17 protein-coding genes are annotated in these 16,151 nt (G+C 73.1%); 9 read left to right on the forward strand and 8 right to left on the reverse strand.

What is annotated here, in order from left to right; translation table 11 throughout:
* Positions 1–47 precede the first annotated feature (47 nt).
* The 5 genes from ACLJT4_RS05305 to ACLJT4_RS05325 all read left to right on the forward strand — a co-directional run bounded on the left by ACLJT4_RS05305 (position 48) and on the right by ACLJT4_RS05325 (position 6,291).
* Positions 48–1,178, forward strand: coding sequence for a MerR family transcriptional regulator (locus ACLJT4_RS05305; protein ID WP_411121203.1), 1,131 nt, complete (start codon positions 48–50; stop codon positions 1,176–1,178).
* A 101-nt stretch (positions 1,179–1,279) separates the two neighbouring features.
* Positions 1,280–1,972 (forward strand): hypothetical protein, encoded by a 693-nt coding sequence (locus ACLJT4_RS05310; RefSeq protein ID WP_411121204.1) that lies wholly within the window; start codon positions 1,280–1,282, stop codon positions 1,970–1,972.
* 373 nt (positions 1,973–2,345) lie between these two features.
* Positions 2,346–3,704, forward strand: a complete 1,359-nt coding sequence (locus ACLJT4_RS05315) for a serine hydrolase domain-containing protein (protein WP_411121679.1) — start codon at positions 2,346–2,348, stop codon at positions 3,702–3,704.
* A 177-nt stretch (positions 3,705–3,881) separates the two neighbouring features.
* A complete protein-coding gene (locus tag ACLJT4_RS05320) occupies positions 3,882–5,021 on the forward strand; it encodes a pyridoxal-phosphate-dependent aminotransferase family protein (RefSeq protein WP_411121205.1) in 1,140 nt (379 codons plus the stop codon).
* 550 nt (positions 5,022–5,571) lie between these two features.
* Positions 5,572–6,291 carry a TetR/AcrR family transcriptional regulator gene (locus ACLJT4_RS05325; protein ID WP_411121206.1) on the forward strand — a complete coding sequence of 240 codons (720 nt, stop codon included), beginning with the start codon at positions 5,572–5,574 and terminating at the stop codon, positions 6,289–6,291.
* Between the two features lie 33 nt (positions 6,292–6,324).
* On the opposite strand, the gene ACLJT4_RS05330 is transcribed toward ACLJT4_RS05325, so the two are convergent.
* The 3 genes from ACLJT4_RS05330 to ACLJT4_RS05340 form a co-directional block, all read right to left on the reverse strand.
* On the reverse strand, positions 6,325–6,777 hold the full coding sequence (locus tag ACLJT4_RS05330; RefSeq protein WP_233657275.1) for a GNAT family N-acetyltransferase: 453 nt from the start codon (positions 6,775–6,777) through the stop codon (positions 6,325–6,327).
* 90 nt (positions 6,778–6,867) lie between these two features.
* Positions 6,868–7,350: a MarR family winged helix-turn-helix transcriptional regulator gene (locus ACLJT4_RS05335; RefSeq protein WP_411121207.1), complete on the reverse strand. Its 483-nt coding sequence runs from the start codon at positions 7,348–7,350 to the stop codon at positions 6,868–6,870.
* 113 nt (positions 7,351–7,463) lie between these two features.
* Positions 7,464–7,973: a DUF2269 domain-containing protein gene (locus tag ACLJT4_RS05340; RefSeq protein WP_411121208.1), complete on the reverse strand. Its 510-nt coding sequence runs from the start codon at positions 7,971–7,973 to the stop codon at positions 7,464–7,466.
* A 141-nt stretch (positions 7,974–8,114) separates the two neighbouring features.
* Between ACLJT4_RS05340 and ACLJT4_RS05345 the strand changes: the two genes are divergently transcribed.
* The 3 genes from ACLJT4_RS05345 to ACLJT4_RS05355 all read left to right on the forward strand — a co-directional run bounded on the left by ACLJT4_RS05345 (position 8,115) and on the right by ACLJT4_RS05355 (position 11,885).
* Positions 8,115–8,750 (forward strand): HAD family hydrolase, encoded by a 636-nt coding sequence (locus ACLJT4_RS05345; RefSeq protein ID WP_411121209.1) that lies wholly within the window; start codon positions 8,115–8,117, stop codon positions 8,748–8,750.
* A 458-nt stretch (positions 8,751–9,208) separates the two neighbouring features.
* On the forward strand, positions 9,209–10,960 hold the full coding sequence (locus ACLJT4_RS05350; protein WP_411121210.1) for a globin domain-containing protein: 1,752 nt from the start codon (positions 9,209–9,211) through the stop codon (positions 10,958–10,960).
* Positions 10,961–11,054: 94 nt separating this feature from the next.
* Positions 11,055–11,885, forward strand: coding sequence for a pyridoxamine 5'-phosphate oxidase family protein (locus ACLJT4_RS05355; protein ID WP_411121211.1), 831 nt, complete (start codon positions 11,055–11,057; stop codon positions 11,883–11,885).
* A gap of 58 nt (positions 11,886–11,943) precedes the next feature.
* Here ACLJT4_RS05355 and ACLJT4_RS05360 read toward each other — a convergent pair whose 3' ends face one another.
* The 5 genes from ACLJT4_RS05360 to ACLJT4_RS05380 all read right to left on the reverse strand — a co-directional run bounded on the left by ACLJT4_RS05360 (position 11,944) and on the right by ACLJT4_RS05380 (position 15,696).
* A complete protein-coding gene (locus tag ACLJT4_RS05360) occupies positions 11,944–12,423 on the reverse strand; it encodes an NUDIX hydrolase (protein WP_351464516.1) in 480 nt (159 codons plus the stop codon).
* A gap of 53 nt (positions 12,424–12,476) precedes the next feature.
* Entirely contained in the window at positions 12,477–13,373 is an 897-nt protein-coding gene (locus ACLJT4_RS05365) for a LysR family transcriptional regulator (protein ID WP_411121212.1), read from the reverse strand.
* Positions 13,374–13,627: 254 nt separating this feature from the next.
* On the reverse strand, positions 13,628–14,752 hold the full coding sequence (locus tag ACLJT4_RS05370) for a cystathionine gamma-lyase (RefSeq protein ID WP_411121213.1): 1,125 nt from the start codon (positions 14,750–14,752) through the stop codon (positions 13,628–13,630).
* Positions 14,749–15,258: a low molecular weight protein-tyrosine-phosphatase gene (locus ACLJT4_RS05375; RefSeq protein WP_411121680.1), complete on the reverse strand. Its 510-nt coding sequence runs from the start codon at positions 15,256–15,258 to the stop codon at positions 14,749–14,751. Before ACLJT4_RS05375 ends, ACLJT4_RS05370 begins: the two co-directional genes overlap by 4 nt.
* Positions 15,259–15,318: 60 nt before the next feature.
* Positions 15,319–15,696 (reverse strand): phage holin family protein, encoded by a 378-nt coding sequence (locus ACLJT4_RS05380; RefSeq protein ID WP_411121214.1) that lies wholly within the window; start codon positions 15,694–15,696, stop codon positions 15,319–15,321.
* Between the two features lie 48 nt (positions 15,697–15,744).
* Here ACLJT4_RS05380 and ACLJT4_RS05385 point away from each other — a divergent pair, with 48 nt between their 5' ends.
* On the forward strand, positions 15,745–16,062 hold the full coding sequence (locus tag ACLJT4_RS05385; RefSeq protein ID WP_411121215.1) for a cupin domain-containing protein: 318 nt from the start codon (positions 15,745–15,747) through the stop codon (positions 16,060–16,062).
* Positions 16,063–16,151 lie beyond the last annotated feature (89 nt).

Below are 16,151 nucleotides of genomic sequence, written 5' to 3' on the forward strand. Positions count from 1 at the left end.
GCGGACGGTTTGACCTTCAGGTTGGTCGAAGTCCGAGAATCGCGGCCATGGACGAGGACGGCGAGCTGTGGGGCATCGGCGCGTTCGCCCGGCGGGCGGGACTGACGCCGAGCGCGCTGCGCTTCTACGACGACTGCGGGGTGCTGCGACCGGACCGGGTGGACGCCGCAACGGGGTACCGGCGCTACGGGGCCGGGCAGGTGGAGCGGGCGGTGCGCCTGCGCCACCTGCGGGCCGCGGGGCTGCCGCTGGTGGACGTCGAGACCGTGCTGGACGGTCCCGAGGCCGCGGCCCGGGACGTGCTGCGGGCGCACCTGGAGCGGACCCAGCGGGCGGCCGAGGAGGCACGCGCCGTGGTGGAGGGCTTCCTGCGGGAGGCGTCCGCGACGCCGGCGGACCACGGGGGAACCGCGCGGGCGCGGGTGGACGGGGCGGAGCTCGCCAGCGCGGTGCGGCAGGTGGGACCCGCGGCGGCGGTCGGCGCGCTGGCCGCGGAACACCCGGCGCTGGGCTGCGTACTGCTGGAACTCGGCGACGGGGAAATGCGGTTGGTGGCAACGGACCGCTACCGGCTGGCGGTGCGGGCGCTGCGGCCGGAGGCCCACGAGGGCGGTCCTCGGTGGGTGCTGCTCGCGGCGGACACCGCGCGCCGGATGGCCCGGTGGGCCGTGCGGCGGCGGTTGGTCGAGGTGGAGTTCCCGGCTGCGGTGGAGGGTGCGGACACCGCACGGGTGCAGCTGCGCAGCGGGACGGAGAGCTGGGGCACGGCGGACGTCGGCGAGGGCGAGCCGGGGGAGTTCCCGGACTACCGGCTGATGCTGACGGGGCTGGCGGCCGTGCGGCACCGGGTGATTGTGGACCGGGCGGCGCTTCGGGACGCGGTGGCGGACCGGGGCGGCGCGGCGGTGTCGTTGGCGGTCGGGGCGGAAGCGGGCGGCACCACAGAAGGGGTGCTGGCGGTGTCGGGCGGGGAGGCCGGGCCCGACGGGTTGCGGGCGATCCGCACCGGCCCCGGACTGCGGATCGCCTTCGATCCTGCGGTCCTGGTGCCGGTGCTGGAGGCGGGGGTGGGGCCCGACGTGCTGCTGGAGATCGCGGCGCCGGACCAGCCGGTCGTCGTCCGCTCGGCGGACCAGGGGAGTTTCACGATGGTGGTGATGCCCGTGCGGGACCGCTGAGGGCGGGCAGCGGAGAGTCGGCGCCGGCACGGTGAGGGACGCGGGAGCGGTACGGACGCCCGGGGCGGGCGACGACGACGGCTGAGGGAGGAAGCGGGCGGATGGATCCGGAACTACCGGTGGTACGGCTGTGCGTGGCGGGCATGCAGGCCGAGGCGGAGGGCCGCGCCGCGGCGGCGCGGGAGCTCTTCCAGCAGGCGTGGGACGGTGCCCGCGACGACTACGAGGCGTGCATCGCCGCGCACTACCTCGCGCGGCACCAGAGCTCGCCCGCGGAGACGTTGCGCTGGAACCAGGAGTGCCTGGACCGTGCCGACCTGGTCGGGGACGAGCGGGTGCAGGGCTTCTATCCGTCGCTGTACGTGAACATGGCCACCGCGTACCGGGAACTCGGTCGACTCGCCTGTGCCCACCGGTACTTCGTGCTGGCGGCGGACCGGGCGGCCGACGCGCCGGAGGGGCAGTACGGGGACTGGAACCGGTTCGCGATCGGGGAGGGGCTGCGGGACACGGCGGCCGCCGCTGCCGCGGAGGGGGACGCGGAGGCAGGGCGGCGAGGACGTGTCGACGTCGGAGTCGAAGGGCCGGTGCGGGAGTTGCTGGCGCGGTGGTGCGAGCGGGGCGACCTCAAGGCGTTGGGGCTGACGCTGCCGGCGTATCTGGGCTACCTCGGGACGACTGGGGACCGGGTTCGGCTGCGGAGCGCGCTGCACAGGGTGCATGCGGCGCGCTGGCTTCCCGTCGAGGAACAGACCTGGGTAGAGCGGGCGATGAGGGCCGTGGACGTGACGTGAGGGCGCAGCCCGCTGGGGTGTTTCACGTGAAACGACGGGCTGAGGGAGGTGCGTCGTTTCACGTGAAACCGTGCCCGGCTGCTGCTGGGCGTCGTACCACGGCTCAGGTGAAGCCCCCGGCGGCGTTTCACGTGAAACACGGAGGCGCCGTTGGCGGTGGCCGCGGCAGGATGGCGGGCATGGCGGGCAGCCGCTCGCCGCTGCCATGGGCCGGCCGAGCTGGCTTTGTCGGGTGGAAGTCTCGTTGAGGAGCGTCATGACGGTCGTGGAGTCCGTGGAGCCGCAGGGGCCCGAGTCGAGGGAGAACGGGTTGCGTGAGGTGGTCCCGCGCGGCGGGGCCGTCGTGGACTCGGTCGAAGACCACCGGGAGCTGATGCCGCAGACGCGGCGGGCGTTGCTCCGGCGGTTGGCCATCGCGCAGGCCGAGGGGCGGGCGCCGTCGATGATGGGGGCGGTAGTCCGCGGGGGCGAGGTGGTCTGGACGGGGGCCCGAAGTGCGGTGGACGGGGAGGTGCCGCACGGGGACGTGCAGTACCGGATCGGTTCGCTGACCAAGAACTTCGTGGCCGTGCTGGTGCTCCGGCTCCGGGACGAGGGGCTGGTGGAGCTCGACGACCCCATCGGGAGCCACCTCGCGGACGTCCCCGTGCCCGAGGCGACCATCGCCCAACTGCTGTCGCACAGTGCGGGGTTGGCGGCCGAGTCCCGTGGTCCGTGGTGGGAACGGACCGCCGGTGAGCTGCGGCCCGAGCCGGCCGACCTGTTCGGCGAGGAGGCACGGCTGCACCCGGCGGGGCGGCGGCACCACTACTCCAACCCCGGCTTCGCGGTCCTCGGGGCGCTGGTCGAACGACTGCGGGGCGGGACGCCGTGGGGCGAGGTGCTGCGCCGCGAGGTGCTGGAGCCGCTGGGCATGACGCGGACGACCCTTCAGCCGGAGATGCCGCACGCGGGCGGTTGGGCGGTCCACCCCTGGGCCGATGTGATGCTGCCGGAACCCGCGCACGACACCGGACTGATGGGGCCGGCCGGGCAGCTGTGGTCCACGACGGAGGACCTGTGCCGATGGGCGGTGTTCTCGCTCCGGGGCGACGAGCGGGTGCTGAGCAGGGCGAGCCTGGCCGAGATGCAGAACCCCGCGGTGCCGCCGGAGGGCGACGGCTGGGACGCGGGCTACGGCTTCGGGACGCAGCTCGTCTGGCGGAACGGACGCCGACTGGTCGGGCACACCGGATCGATGCCCGGCTTCCTGGCGGTGCTGTGGGCCGATCCGTCGGAGGACACGGCGGCGCTCGCGCTGGCGAACTGCACGTCCGGCGTGCCGATCGCCGCGGTGGCGGCCGACTTCCTGGACGCCGTGGCCTACCACGAGCCGCGCATCCCGGCACCGTGGCGGCCGCTACCGGGCGCGGTGGACGAGGAGCTGTTGGCCCTGACCGGACCCTGGTACTGGGGCGCCAGCCCGTTCGCGCTGCGGCTGACCGGCGGGCGGGCACTGGAGCTGGTCACGCTGTCGGGCAACGGCCGCACCTCGCGCTTCCGGGCCGAGGCCGATGGGACCTGGACCGGGCTGGACGGCTACTACGCGGGCGAGACGCTGCGGGTGGAGCGGGCCCCGGACGGTACCGTCAGCCACCTCGACCTGGGGACCTTCGTCTTCACCCGGGGCCCCTACGCGCCCGCCGGGCCGGTGCCGGGCGGGGTGGACCCGGAGGGTTGGCGGGGAGTCTGACCGGGGCGTGCGCACCGACCGCGGGTGCCGGCGGGCCCGCGGCCCCGTGGCGGTAGGGCCGAGGCCCGGCGTCGGGCGCTCGGGCCCGTCCGGCCAGGTCGGAACGGGCGGACGTACAGTCGAGCCAGACGTCAGGAGCCGCCGCAGTGCGCGGCTCGCTACCGCTGGAAGGCCACTGTGACTGCCGTGACTGCGAACGCCGACACCCCGGTTCTGCTCGATCTGCCTCCGCTCGACGCCGCCCGTTTCGCGCGGATCGAGGACAAGGTCGCGGCGCTCATGCGCACCCGCTGCGATGTCGTCACGACGCAGGGCGAGGCGCTGCTGCCCCTGGAGGCGTGCATCCGCTCGGCGGTACGGCCCGGCAGCACCGCCCTCAACATCATCACCGGCCCCTACGGCGAGACGTTCGGTGGCTGGCTGCGTTCCTGCGGAGCCGAGGTGGTCACCATCAGCGCGCCGTTCACCGGAGCGGTCACCCCCGGGCAGGTGGCGGACGCGCTGCGGGAGCACCCCGAGATCGACTTCGTGAGCCTGGTGCACGCCGAGGCGGCGACCGGCAACACCAACCCCGTCGCCGAGATCGGTGCGGTGGTCCGCGAGCACGGTGCACTGCTGATGCTCGACGCGGTCGCCTCGGTGGGTGCCGAACCGCTGCTCACCGACGAGTGGGGAGTGGACCTGTGCGTCATCGGCGGGCAGAAGGCGCTGGCCGGTCCGGCCGGGGTCTCCGTGGTGTCGGTCAGCGCCCGCGCCTGGGAGCGCATCGCGGCCAACGAGCAGGCCCCGCGCCGCTCGTACCTCTCGCTGCTGGACTGGAAGGAGCGCTGGGTCGACGCCGGGCGCACCGCCCTGCCGCACGCCCCGGCACAGCTGGAGATGCTGGCGTTGGAGCAGGCCATGGACCGGATCGAGGCCGAGGGGCTGGAGACGGTCATCGCCCGCCACCGGGCCGCCGCCGCGGCGGTGCGGGCGGGCGTCGCGGTGCTCGGCGGCCCGGTGCCGTACGTGATCCGGGACGAGCACGCGGCGCCGGCGGCCACCACGCTCCGCACGCCGGCCGGGGTGGACGCCCGTGAGGTGGTCTCCGCCGCGCTCGCCGCTGACGGTGCGGTGCCGGTGCAGGCCGCTGCCGGTGCCCTGGCGGCGGAGATGATCCGGGTGAACCACTACGGGCGGGCCGCGGACCGCGCGGTGGTGCTGGCCTCGCTGGCGGCGCTGGCGGCCGGCATGCGGGCGCTGGGCGTGGCCGTTGATGAGGACGCCGCGGCTGCCGCGGCCGGCGCGGCATGGGACGAGGCCGTCGCCGCGGACTGAGCCGTGCCGTTGCGCTGACCCGGCTGACCCGGCTGACCCGCTGCCGGAGGCGGGTTCGGCCGGAGGACGCGCCCTCGACAGGAGTGCCAGGGGTGTGGTCCGTTTCACGTGAAACGGACCACACCCTTTTTGCTGCCTAGCCCCGTCCCACTGGCGCTTGCGAGTCCGCTTGCGGGCATGCGCCCCGGTCGTCCTCCTCGCTCTCGCCGTCTCCCCTCCCTCCCTCCCCTCCCCTTCTTCCTCACCGCGGTGCGCCGTCCTCCGTCGCGGCCTCCGCCACGCGGCCTCCGCCACGCGCCTCGTTCCGGCTCCCGTTCTCCGGGCGCCCCTCCTCGCTTCTCCGCGTGCCCCTCTCGCTTCTCCGCGCGGCCCGTCGGCCGCGCGCGGCGATCCGCACGCGTGTTTTAACGCCCTCATAGAATCGGAACGATCGACCCGGTTATTTCCGGGCGGCGGAACGCGGAGGAGCACGGTGGTCTCACCAGGGGCGTGGCGGGCGGACGGCGGGGCGGTGACCACCCGCGCGGATGCCCGACGGAATCGTGCGCTGGTGCTTCAGGCGGCCCGATCCGCCTTCGAGGAGCGGGGGTTGGGCGTTCCGCTCGATGAGATCGCCCGGCGCGCCGGGGTCGGTGCCGGCACCGTGTACCGCCATTTCCCCTCCAAGGACGTGCTGTTCCGCACGGCGGTCAGGGAGCGGTTGCAGCTGTTCGCCGACGCCGCGGAGGAGTTGGCCGATGCCAACGATCCAGGAGGGGTGTTCTTCCGCTTCCTGGCGTCGGTGGTGCGGCTGGCCGCCCCCAACAAGGCGCTCTGCGAGGTGCTGGAGACGGTCGGAGAGGCCGGTGCGGAGCCGCCGGCGGGGCCGGAGCCGGAGTTCCTGCTGGCACTCGGCGTCCTGCTGACCCGGGCCCAACGGGCGGGTGCGGTAAGGGCGGACGTCGATCTGGCGGACGTCCGCACGCTGCTGAGCGGGTGCCTGGCGATGGAGCGCCGACGCGCGGTCGGGCGGGAGCCGGCGGCCCCGGACGCGGGGGCGGGTGCGGCCCCGGCGGGCCGGATGACGGCGCTGATGCTCGATGGTCTCCGCGCCGACCGGACCGTAACGGAACTTCCGGTGGCGGCCCCGGACCGTAACGGAACCCGCTGTGCGGTGTGCGGTGCGGTGCTCGTGACGGCGCGCACCGGGCGGCCCGCGCGGTACTGCGGCGGGGCCTGCCGGCAGAAGGCCCACCGGGCGCGCCGTACCGCTCCCCCGGACCGCCGCTGACCGTTTCCCTGCAGGTCAGACCGGTCAGACCGGTCAGAGCTGCCGCTTGAAGCCCAGATGGGACGCCTCGAAGCCGAGGCGCTCGTAGAAGCGGTGCGCGTCGACGCGGGTGGCGTCGGAGGTGAGCTGGACGAGCTGGCAGCCGAGCCGCTCGGATTCAGCGACGGCCCATTCGATGAGCTCGGTGCCCAGGCCGGCCCCGCGTTCGTCGGCGTGCACCCGCACCGCCTCGATGATCGTGCGGGTGGCGCCGCGGCGGGACAGGCCGGGGATCACGGTGAGCTGGAGCGTGCCGACCACCCGGCCACCGCGGTCGGCGACGACCAGGTGCTGGTTCGGGTCGGAGTCCAGGGCGGCGAACGCGGTGCGGTACGGCGTCAGGTCGTCCGGGGACTCGCGGGTGGCGCCCAGCGCGTCGTCGGCGAGCATCGCGACGATGGCGGGCAGGTCGGCCTCGGTGGCGCGGCGTATCTCAAGATCGCTCATGGGCGTGACCTTATGCGGCGGATCCGGGGCGGCCCAGGGGTGCGGACGGTCCGTGTCGCCCCTCTGGGTGGAATGTGGTGGTCCGGTGCGTTACGCGGAGGTGCCCAGCGCCTCGACCGCGGTCACCAGCGGGGCGAGCTCCGGCCGCTGGGCGGCGTCCCCGAGGGCCTCGCGCAGCGCGGTGTCATGGGTGGGGCGAGCCTCTTCGAGGAGGCGCAGGCCGTCGGGCGTGACGTTGGTGTAGATGCCGCGCCGGTCGTCCGGGCAGAGGTAGCGCGCGAGCAGCCCGCGCTCTTCGAGTCGGGTGACCAGCCGGGTGGTGGCGCTCTGGCTGAGCACGACGGAGTCGGCGACCTGGTGCATCCGGAGGTGTCCGCCCGGCCCGTCGTGCTGCTGGCTGAGCACGTTGAGGACCGAGAACTCCCGCACGCTGAGGTCGTGTCCGGCCTGGAGGGCGCGCTCGATGTGCGACTCGATACGGCCGTGCAGGGAGGAGAGCGCGCACCAGCCCTGCGCGAGGCCCCCGGCGGCCGCTTCCTGTGTCGTGGCCGACTCCCGCGTCCGCTGCGTCATCGCAGACCTCCTCATCCGTCGTACGCACAGGGTAGGGCACATGTGAAATATCCGGCGCCCGCGAATAAGAGGCGTAAGCAATCATTGTTGATGCTGGTTAAAGGTGTGTGCCATCAGGTCGGAGGGGTCGGCCGCGTCCCGTGCGGTCGGCCGCCGCGTCGGGTGCGTCCCCAGGGCTTGAGCACGGAGACCGCCGTGAGGAAGAGATAGAGGACGCAGGAGACGGCCGGCGCGACGAGCAGGCCGGGATCGGGCGCGGAGTGGCCGGCGGCGGCCGCCGCGGCGAGCCGGTCGATGCCGGGTCGGAGCGCGAGCACCGTCATGCCGACGGCCGGCAGCGTCAGCCAGAACTTGGTCAGGACCCAGCGGTGCCGGGCCAGTCCCCACGGGGTGCCCAGGGCCAGCACCACACCGCTCGCCAGGGAGAGCACGGCCACCGGGAGCACCAGGTAGTCGGTGAGGATCCGCATCGCCCCGTAGGCGCCCGCGGCGGTCTGCGGGGCGTCGGTCGTGAAGCCGGTGAGCCCGAGGGCGAGGAGCCCGGTGGTGAGCCCCAGCCAACCGACGGACACGGCGACATGGACGACGAGGAGGGCCCGACGGGCGGGCCGGCTGAGCTGCATGCCCCCACGGTGGCGGGCGGCGCCCGGCGGGGCATCTGACGGCGGGAGTATCCGCGTCTACGCGGCGACGCGTACGGCACGGCCGGCGTCCGGCCTCCGCCCGCCCGCACCGGGCCGCGCGGCAGGCTCTAGGCTCCGCCCATGAGCAAGCTGCATCTGTTCGACATGGACGGCACCCTGCTCCACGGGTCCGCGGCCGCCGTCGAGATCTCCCGGCAGCTCGGGCTGGAACGGGAGATCGCCGTGTTGGAGCGGGCGTTCGCGGCCGGCGAGCTGACCCCGGCGGGCTTCGCGCAGCAGGCGTGCGCGCTGTGGGCGGCTGACTTGAGTGACGTTCAGGTGGCGGCGGCCTTCGAGGGCGCGCCGTGGCTGGCCGGCATCCAGGAGGTGTGGGCCGACATCCGGGCCCGCGGCGAGCGGTGCGCCGTGATTTCCCTCTCGCCGGGCTTCTTCGTCGAACGGCTCCTGGCGTGGGGCGTCGACACCGCGCACGGCTCCCGGTGGCCCACGGTGCCGATCCGGGAGCCGCTGGAACCGGCCGGCATCCTCTCGTCGTCAGCGAAGGTACGGATCGCGGACGACCTCTGCGCGCGGTACGGGCTGACCCGGGACGATTGCGTGGCGTACGGCGACTCGATGTCGGACGCCGAACTCTTCGCAGTAGTACCGAAGTCGGTGGCGGTGAATGCAGATCACCATGTCAGTCACCTGGCCACGTATGCGTACACGGGGCGTGATCTGCGCGGGGCATACGAACTGGTGCGTACCGGCGAGTAATTCGTCGGGCCGGGCGTTTTCCGCGGTGGATTCGTCCGCTGTGCACAAGGAAATTGCTGTCTGTGGGGAGGATCACGGATATTGCCGGGGGCGCACGGAGTGTTCCCAGATCGGGGCTTGTGGTTTCAACTACTGCCGGTATGGTCGAGTCCGACTTGGCGGGGGTGAGGTTCTCCGTGGGCGCGTGGACGGCAGGGCAAAGCTCGTCAGCCTAGCGGGGAAGCGGCCCGTGTCACCCAAGCTTCCGGCTATTTGTCCGGTGCGGCGGAGCGGGGTGGCATGCTGACGGTACGGCATCTGGGCCGCTTGATGCAGGGAAGTGAGATGTGTCCGCTTTAGGGGATGTTGCCGGAATCGCTTGAGTCGATTAAGAATTCCGGTCAGGGCGGGGGAATTCCGGCAGTTCCGGCCAGCGGAACGGCGAAGACAACCGAAAGACGTTCGAGGCGAGGCAGACCATGGACGCTCCGACCACCACGTCGGCCGATAGCGGCTCTTCTGGCGGCAGCAGTGGCGATTGGGGTTGGTTCACTCCGCCGTCGAAAAACCCTTCCGGAGATCAACAGGACCGGCAAAACAGCCGGGACGGGCAGCAATCGCCGCAGGACGACCCCAATGCACCGGACGAACGGGCCGCATCGGAACGGATACCCAGCCGTCCGGTGAATCCGATACGCCCGGTGGGCACCGCCGCCGAGCGGGAGCGCGAACCGGAACCGCAGCGGGTGCCGCGGCAGGCCCCGCAACCCCCGTGGGAGACGTCCCGTCAGCCCGCCGGCCCCGCGCCCGCCGAGCGGCCCGCACCGCCCGCCCCGCGCCAGGAGGCCGAGCCGGAGCCGGTCCACGAGCCCGCCGCCCACTCCCCGTTCGACGCGTTTGGCCTCGCCGCCCCGCGCGCCACGCCGCCCGGCTCGGGCCCTTCGGCCCCCGTCGAGGCCCCGGCCCCCGCCGGCGTCACCGCCCCTTCGGCCCCTTCGGCCGCGTCCGCACCGCCGGCCGCCCAGGCACCGGCCACCGCGGCGCCCTCCCTCGCCACGTTGGCGGCCACCGGCCCGTCCGACGCGGGGGCCTCACCCGACGCGATCCTCATCCGCCGCACCATGGCCGAGATCGAGCCGGTGGCCGACAAGGTCACCTCGTACTTCTACGCGCTGCTGTTCGTCCAGCACCCGGACCTGCGGGCGCTGTTCCCCGCCTCCATGGACGCCCAGCGCGACCGACTCTTCAAGGCGCTGCTCACCGCGGCCCAGCACGTCGACAACGGCAAGGTGCTCACCGAGTACCTCTCCCAGCTCGGCCGCGGACACCGCAAGTACGGCACCCAGGCCGACCACTACCCGGCCGTCGGCGAATGCCTGTTGAGCGCGCTGTCCCGTTACGCCACGTCCAGTTGGAGCCCGGAGGCCGAGGGCGCCTGGGTGCGCGCGTACACCGCGATCTCGCAGATCATGATCGACGCGGCCGCCGAGGACGAGGCGGTCGCCCCCGCCTGGTGGCAGGCCGAGGTCGTCTCCCACGAGCTGCGCACCCCCGACACCGCGGTGCTGACGGTCCGCCCGGACCAGCCGTACCCGTTCCGCGCCGGCCAGTACACCAGCCTGGAGACCCCGTGGTGGCCGCGGGTCTGGCGGCACTACTCCTTCGCCTCGGCGCCGCGTTCCGACGGCCTGCTGGCCTTCCACGTGAAGGCGGTGCCGGCCGGCTGGGTCTCCAACGCGCTGGTGCACCGCGCCCGTCCCGGTGACGTGCTGCGGCTGGGCGCGCCGGGCGGCTCGATGACCGTCGACCACTCCACCGCCGGCGGCCTGCTGTGCGTCGGCGGCGGCACCGGCATCGCGCCCATCAAGGCGCTGATCGAGGACGTCGCGGACCATGGCGTCCGGCGCCCGGTGGACGTCTTCTACGGCGCCCGCAGCGATCACGACCTGTACGACATCGACACCATGCTGCGGCTGGAGCAGACCCACCCCTGGCTCTCCGTCCGCCCGGTCGTCGCCATCGGTCCGGGCACCCGGGGCGGCCCCGGCACCCTGACCGGCCAACTCCCGGACGCCGTCCGGCAGTACGGCCCGTACCACGCGTACGACGCGTATCTTTCCGGACCGCCGGGGCTGATCCGCAGCGGTGTGGAGGCATTGATGGGGGTCGGTGTCCCGGCCGGGCGGATCCGGCACGACTCCATCGAAGAGCTGGTATCGACAGGAGACTGAAGTCTTGGCAGCAGACGGTGAATACGGTCGGCCGACGGAGGGGCGGGGGCTGCGCCAACCGGCGGAGCGCCCCGGGAGCGACGGTGAGCACCTGGTGCAGCAGAGACTCGGGACGTCCGGGCGCGCCGACCGCTTCTACGCGGACCAGGTCCTGGACCACCTCAACGTGCGGATGCAGGAGTTCGTGGCCCGGCAGGAGATGTTCTTCCTGGCCACGGCGGACCGGCACGGCGAGTGCGATTCGACGTTCCGGGCCGGCCCGAGCGGTTTCGTGCAGGTGCTGGGCGACCGGCTGCTGGCGTACCCGGAGTACCGCGGCAACGGCGTCATGGCGTCCGTCGGCAACCTCTCCGAGAACCCGCGACTGGGCATCCTCATGATCGACTTCACCCGGGACCGGATAGGGCTGCACCTCAACGGCCGGGCACGGGTCGTGCTGGACGAGGAGATGCGGGCGCACTTCCCGGACCTCCCGGTGGACCCGATCCCGGGCCGGCGGGCGCAGCTGTGGGTGATGGTCGAGGTGGAGGAGGCGTACATCCACTGCGCCAAGCACATCCCACACCTGCAGAAGGTCCCGGTGAACGAGCGGGGCGCCCGGGCCTGGGGCACCGACGACTTCAAGCGCAAGGGCGGCGACTTCTTCGGGGCCGCCGTCGAGGCGGACCGACGCCCGCCGTTCCGGCGTCCGCAGCACGTCAACGAGCACCTGCGCGGCGGACTGCACGAGGACCTCCCGGCCCCCGGCCACGGGGCCGAGCCGGCGTCCGTGCCCGGGGCGCGGTCGTCGGGGAACGACCTCGCAGCCGAGCTGAACGGGGAGTTCCTCGAACGGGTCGAGCGGGTACTGGCCCGTGCCCAGCCGCGTCGCCCCGCGGAGGACGGGCCGGAGTTCCGCGGCTGGTTCGACCGGCGCGACGGCTGACCGGCGGGCGGCACCCTCGGCGGCGGGGCACCACCGCGCCGCCGCCGACCGACCCGGGCTAGCCCAGGTCGGGGGCGTGCATCGCCCGCACGCCCTCGATGTTGCCGTCCAGGTAGTGCCGCAGGGACAGCGGAACGACGTCGACCGAGGCGATCCCCACCCGGGTGAAGGGCACCCGCACGATCTCGTACTCGCCGCACGGCTCCTCGACCTCGGGGCCGTGCCGGCGCGACGGGTCCATCGAGTCCAGCCGGCAGACGAAGAAGTGCTGGACCTTGACGCCGTCCACACCGCCGTCGGTGAGGTGCTCGACCGTGTCCACGAAGACCGGCACCACATCGCTGACCTTGGCGCCGAGCTCCTCGTCCAGCTCGCGGTGGAGGGCCTCGATGACCGTGGCGTCCTCCGGCTCGACGCCGCCGCCCGGAGTGATCCAGTAAGGGGCCCGCCCCGGCTTGGTGCGCTTGATCAGGACGAGGTCCGCTCCGTCGAGCAGGATCGCGCGGGCGGTGCGTTTGACGACTGGCCGTACGGTCATAGGGGACAGATGCCGCAGTCACGGCCCGGTGAAACCCCGCCCCGCCGCTCGCGTCACCACCCCGCGGCGCTGCGCAGCAGCCATTCGTGGGCCCGGGCGATGTGCGGCAGGCCCAACGTGCCGGTCCGTACGGCCAGGAAGTAGGTGCGCAGCGGCGGCACCGGAGGGTCGAGGAGGGCGACCACCGCGCCGCTGTCCAGCGCTTCGGTGCACAGGTACCGCGGCAGCACGGCCAACCCGGCGCCCGCCGTGACGCAGGACAGCACCGCCCGAAGGTCGCCGGCGATCACCGCGGCGGCGGCGGTCGGCTTGGCGTCGAAGATGGCGGCCCAGTAGCGGGCGATCAGCGGCAGGCTCTCGTGGACCTCGACCAGCGGGACCGGATCCAGCAAGCGGACGCCGCGGGCCTGGAGGGCGCCGGGACCGCCCAGTCGGGTCGCCCAGCGGGGCGCGGCGACCAGCACGTGTTCCTCGTCGCACAGGGGGGTGGCGGTGAGCAGTCCGCCGCGGGGGCGGGTGGTGGTGACGGTCATGTCGTGGTGTCCGGCGGCGAGTCCGTTGAGCACTTCGTCGGCGGCACCGAAGGCGGTGCGTATGGACAGGCCCTGGGAGATGAGTGGGCTCAGGGCGGGTAACGCGCGTTCGGCGGTGAACTCCGGTGGCCCGCCCAGGTGGAGCGTGCGGGTGGGGGAGTCCTGGTCCAGCCCGGCCTCGGTGATCTCGGTGAGGGCGTCGAGGTGCGGCGCGACCTTGTGGGCGAGCTCGTCGCCGACGGTGGTGGCGGTGACGCCACGGGCGCAGCGGACGAAGAGGGGGCGGCCCAATTGCCGTTCCAGCGTGCGGATCTGGCTGGTCACCGCCGGCTGGGAGAGTCCGAGCAGCGCGGCGGCCCGGGTGAAGGAGCCGGCCCGGTGGACCGTGACGAAGGTACGCAGTAGCGCCAGATCCATCGGGTACCTCCTGCGCCCCTCGGAAGCCTGGTCGCGAGCCAACTATAAATTTGTCGATAGGGCTGTGTCGCTAGCGTGATTGGACACTGACGCTCAGTCAACTAGCCTTGTTGAAGCGGTTCGTTTCACGTGAAACATCGGTCCGTGAAAACGTCCGGACCGGATTCACGGGAACCGCCGGCCGGCAGGGTGACGAGGGGGGATACCCTGCCGGCCGTTCTGTGCGCTGCCGCCTTCGCGCTGGTGCCTTCGCGCTACGCCTTCGCCTCGTCCAGCGCCCGCAGGACGTCGGCGACCAGGTCCTCCGGATCCTCCACGCCGACCGAGAAGCGGATGAAGCCCTCGGGCACGTCGTCCCCACCCCAGCGGGCACGGCGCTCGGCGGTGGACCGCACGCCGCCGAAGCTGGTCGCGTCGTCCACCAGCGTCAGTGCGGCCAAGAACCGTTCCGCGTGGGCCTTGTCCGGCAGGACGAAGGACACCACGGAACCGAAGCGGCCGGGCCGCATCTGCCGGACGGCGAGCGCGTGCGACGGGTCCGACGGCAGGCCGGGGTGGCGCACTGCGCCGACCGCGGGGCGGTCGGCCAGTGCGGTGGCCAACGCCATCGCGCCCTCGGCCTGTTGGCGGACGCGCAGCGCCAGGGTGGCGAGCGAGCGGTGGGCCAGCCAGCTCTCCATCGGGCCGGGGATCGCCCCGACGGTCTTGCGCCACAGCCGGACGCCGTCGGCCAGCGCCGCGTCCCGGCTGGTGGCGTAGCCCAGCAGGACATCGCCGTGGCCGGTCAGCGCCTTGGTCCCGCTGGCGACCGAGAAGTCCGCGCCCAGGTCCAGCGGACGCTGGCCGAGCGGGGTGGCGAGGGTGTTGTCCACGGCGACCAGCGCCCCGCGGGCGTGCGCCGCGTCCGCCAGCCGCCGGACGTCACAGACGTCCAGGCCGGGGTTGGAGGGCGTCTCGATCCACAGCAGCCGGGCGCCGTCGAGGACGTCGAGCTGGGCGTCGTCGGCGGTGGGGGCCGTGCGGACCTCGATGCCGTAGCCCTCCAGGCGGGAGCGGACGGCGGGCAGCAGCTGGTAGCCGTCGGCGGGGAGCACCACCGCGTCGCCGGCGCGCAGTTGGGAGAAGAGCACGGCGGTGATCGCCGCCATCCCGGAGGCGAAGGCGACCGTGTGGGCGGGTTCGTCCGGCGACTCCAGCTCGCCGATGGCGGCTTCCAGCCGGGTCCAGGTGGGGTTGGTGTCGCGGCCGTAGGTGTACGGGCCGGTGGCCTCGCCGGGGAGGTGGAAGTGGGCGGCGAACACCGGTCCGGGAAGGGCCGGTTCGTAGGCCACGGGCTCCGGGAGTCCGGCCCGCACCGCACGGGTGCCGTCGCCGGTCATGCGCTCTCCTCGTGGTGGGGGCGGTACAGGCCGGGCCGGGGCTCGGCGGGGCCGGGCGTCCCGGAGGTGACCTCGGCGCGGACCGCCTCCAGGAGGCCGTCGCAGGCCGTCTCGATCATCTCCAGGCACTCCTCGAAGCCGGCGAGGCCGCCGTAGTACGGGTCCGGCACGTCGAGGTCCGAGGGGTCGGCGACCGGGGCGGTGCCGCAGCCGTAGGAGCGCAGCAGCCGGACCTTGGCGGCGTCCTCGGCGGTCGGGGCCAGCCGGCGCAGTTCGCGCAGGTGGCCCGAGTCGAGCGCGATGACCAGGTCGCGGCGCGCGAACCAGGAGGCGCGGAACTGCCGGGCGGTGTGTGCGCTCGGGTAGCCGCCCGTGCGCAGCACGGCGAGGGTGCGGGGGTCGGCCCCGTTGCCCTCGTGCCAGCCGCCGGTGCCGGCGCTGTCGACCTCGACCAGCGCGTCGAGCCCGTCCTCGGTGATCCGGGCACGGAAGACGGACTCGGCCATCGGCGAACGGCAGATGTTGCCGGTGCAGACGAAACAGACGCGGTAGCAGGTGGACAACCGTCAGTCCTTGTCGGGGAGCATCACGTGCATCGCCCAGGAGACGATGGAGACGATCACGCCGCCGAGCAGCGCCGACCAGAAGCCGTCCACGTGGAACGCGAGGTCGGCCTTGCCGGCCACCCAGGAGGTCAGCAGCAGCATCAGCGCGTTCACGACCAGCGTGATCAGGCCGAGCGTGAGGATGAACAGGGGGAACGAGAGCACCTTGACCACGGGCTTGACCAGGAAGTTCACCAACCCGAAGATCAGCGCCACCAGGATCAGTGTGAGCACCTTGCGGCCGGTGTTCTCTCCGGTGAGCGTGATGCCTTTGAGGAGCCAGATGGCCACGGCCAGGGCCGCGGCGTTGGCGAGCGTCTTGACCAGAAAATGCTTCATGGTGAGATCGTCGCAGACGACTGCTGACTGGTGAGAGGTGCGAACGGGATGAAGGCTTTCCGGCTGGACGAACTGGAAGCGGAACGGCTCGCGAACGACGGCGCGTATCTGCAGTTCCTCCGGGAACGCACCATGTCGGTGGGGTTGTACGCGTTGGACGCCGGCACCGCGGACCCGCAGCAGCCGCACGCCCAGGACGAGGTGTACCTGGTGGTGAGCGGCCGGGCGGCGATCACGGTGGGGACGGAGACCGAGTCGGTGGCCCGCGGCAGCGTGGTCTACGTGCCGGCCGGGGTGCCCCACAAGTTCCACCACATCAGCGAGGACCTCCGGGTCGTGGTGGTCTTTTCTCCGCCCGAGAGCTGAGGGCCGGACCCCGGAACCCGTAAGGGTCGGCTCAGGGGAGAGCCGGGGCTGTCGGGCCCCCACGGCGCCCGCCGGCGGCCTAGCATCGT

The organism is Streptomyces sp. x-19 (assembly GCF_046549115.1).
GTDB classification, from domain to species: domain Bacteria; phylum Actinomycetota; class Actinomycetes; order Streptomycetales; family Streptomycetaceae; genus Streptomyces; species Streptomyces albulus_C.

Coding starts and splice junctions, on each gene's coding strand:
- ACLJT4_RS05305 (WP_411121203.1), top strand. CDS start 48: ATGGACGAGGACGGCGAGCTGTGGGGCATCGGCGCGTTCGCCCGGCGG.
- ACLJT4_RS05310 (WP_411121204.1), top strand. CDS start 1,280: ATGGATCCGGAACTACCGGTGGTACGGCTGTGCGTGGCGGGCATGCAG.
- ACLJT4_RS05315 (WP_411121679.1), top strand. CDS start 2,346: ATGCCGCAGACGCGGCGGGCGTTGCTCCGGCGGTTGGCCATCGCGCAG.
- ACLJT4_RS05330 (WP_233657275.1), bottom strand. CDS start 6,777: ATGAGCGATCTTGAGATACGCCGCGCCACCGAGGCCGACCTGCCCGCC.
- ACLJT4_RS05335 (WP_411121207.1), bottom strand. CDS start 7,350: ATGACGCAGCGGACGCGGGAGTCGGCCACGACACAGGAAGCGGCCGCC.
- ACLJT4_RS05340 (WP_411121208.1), bottom strand. CDS start 7,973: ATGCAGCTCAGCCGGCCCGCCCGTCGGGCCCTCCTCGTCGTCCATGTC.
- ACLJT4_RS05345 (WP_411121209.1), top strand. CDS start 8,115: ATGAGCAAGCTGCATCTGTTCGACATGGACGGCACCCTGCTCCACGGG.
- ACLJT4_RS05350 (WP_411121210.1), top strand. CDS start 9,209: ATGGACGCTCCGACCACCACGTCGGCCGATAGCGGCTCTTCTGGCGGC.
- ACLJT4_RS05360 (WP_351464516.1), bottom strand. CDS start 12,423: ATGACCGTACGGCCAGTCGTCAAACGCACCGCCCGCGCGATCCTGCTC.
- ACLJT4_RS05365 (WP_411121212.1), bottom strand. CDS start 13,373: ATGGATCTGGCGCTACTGCGTACCTTCGTCACGGTCCACCGGGCCGGC.
- ACLJT4_RS05370 (WP_411121213.1), bottom strand. CDS start 14,752: ATGACCGGCGACGGCACCCGTGCGGTGCGGGCCGGACTCCCGGAGCCC.
- ACLJT4_RS05375 (WP_411121680.1), bottom strand. CDS start 15,258: ATGGCCGAGTCCGTCTTCCGTGCCCGGATCACCGAGGACGGGCTCGAC.
- ACLJT4_RS05380 (WP_411121214.1), bottom strand. CDS start 15,696: ATGAAGCATTTTCTGGTCAAGACGCTCGCCAACGCCGCGGCCCTGGCC.
- ACLJT4_RS05385 (WP_411121215.1), top strand. CDS start 15,745: ATGAAGGCTTTCCGGCTGGACGAACTGGAAGCGGAACGGCTCGCGAAC.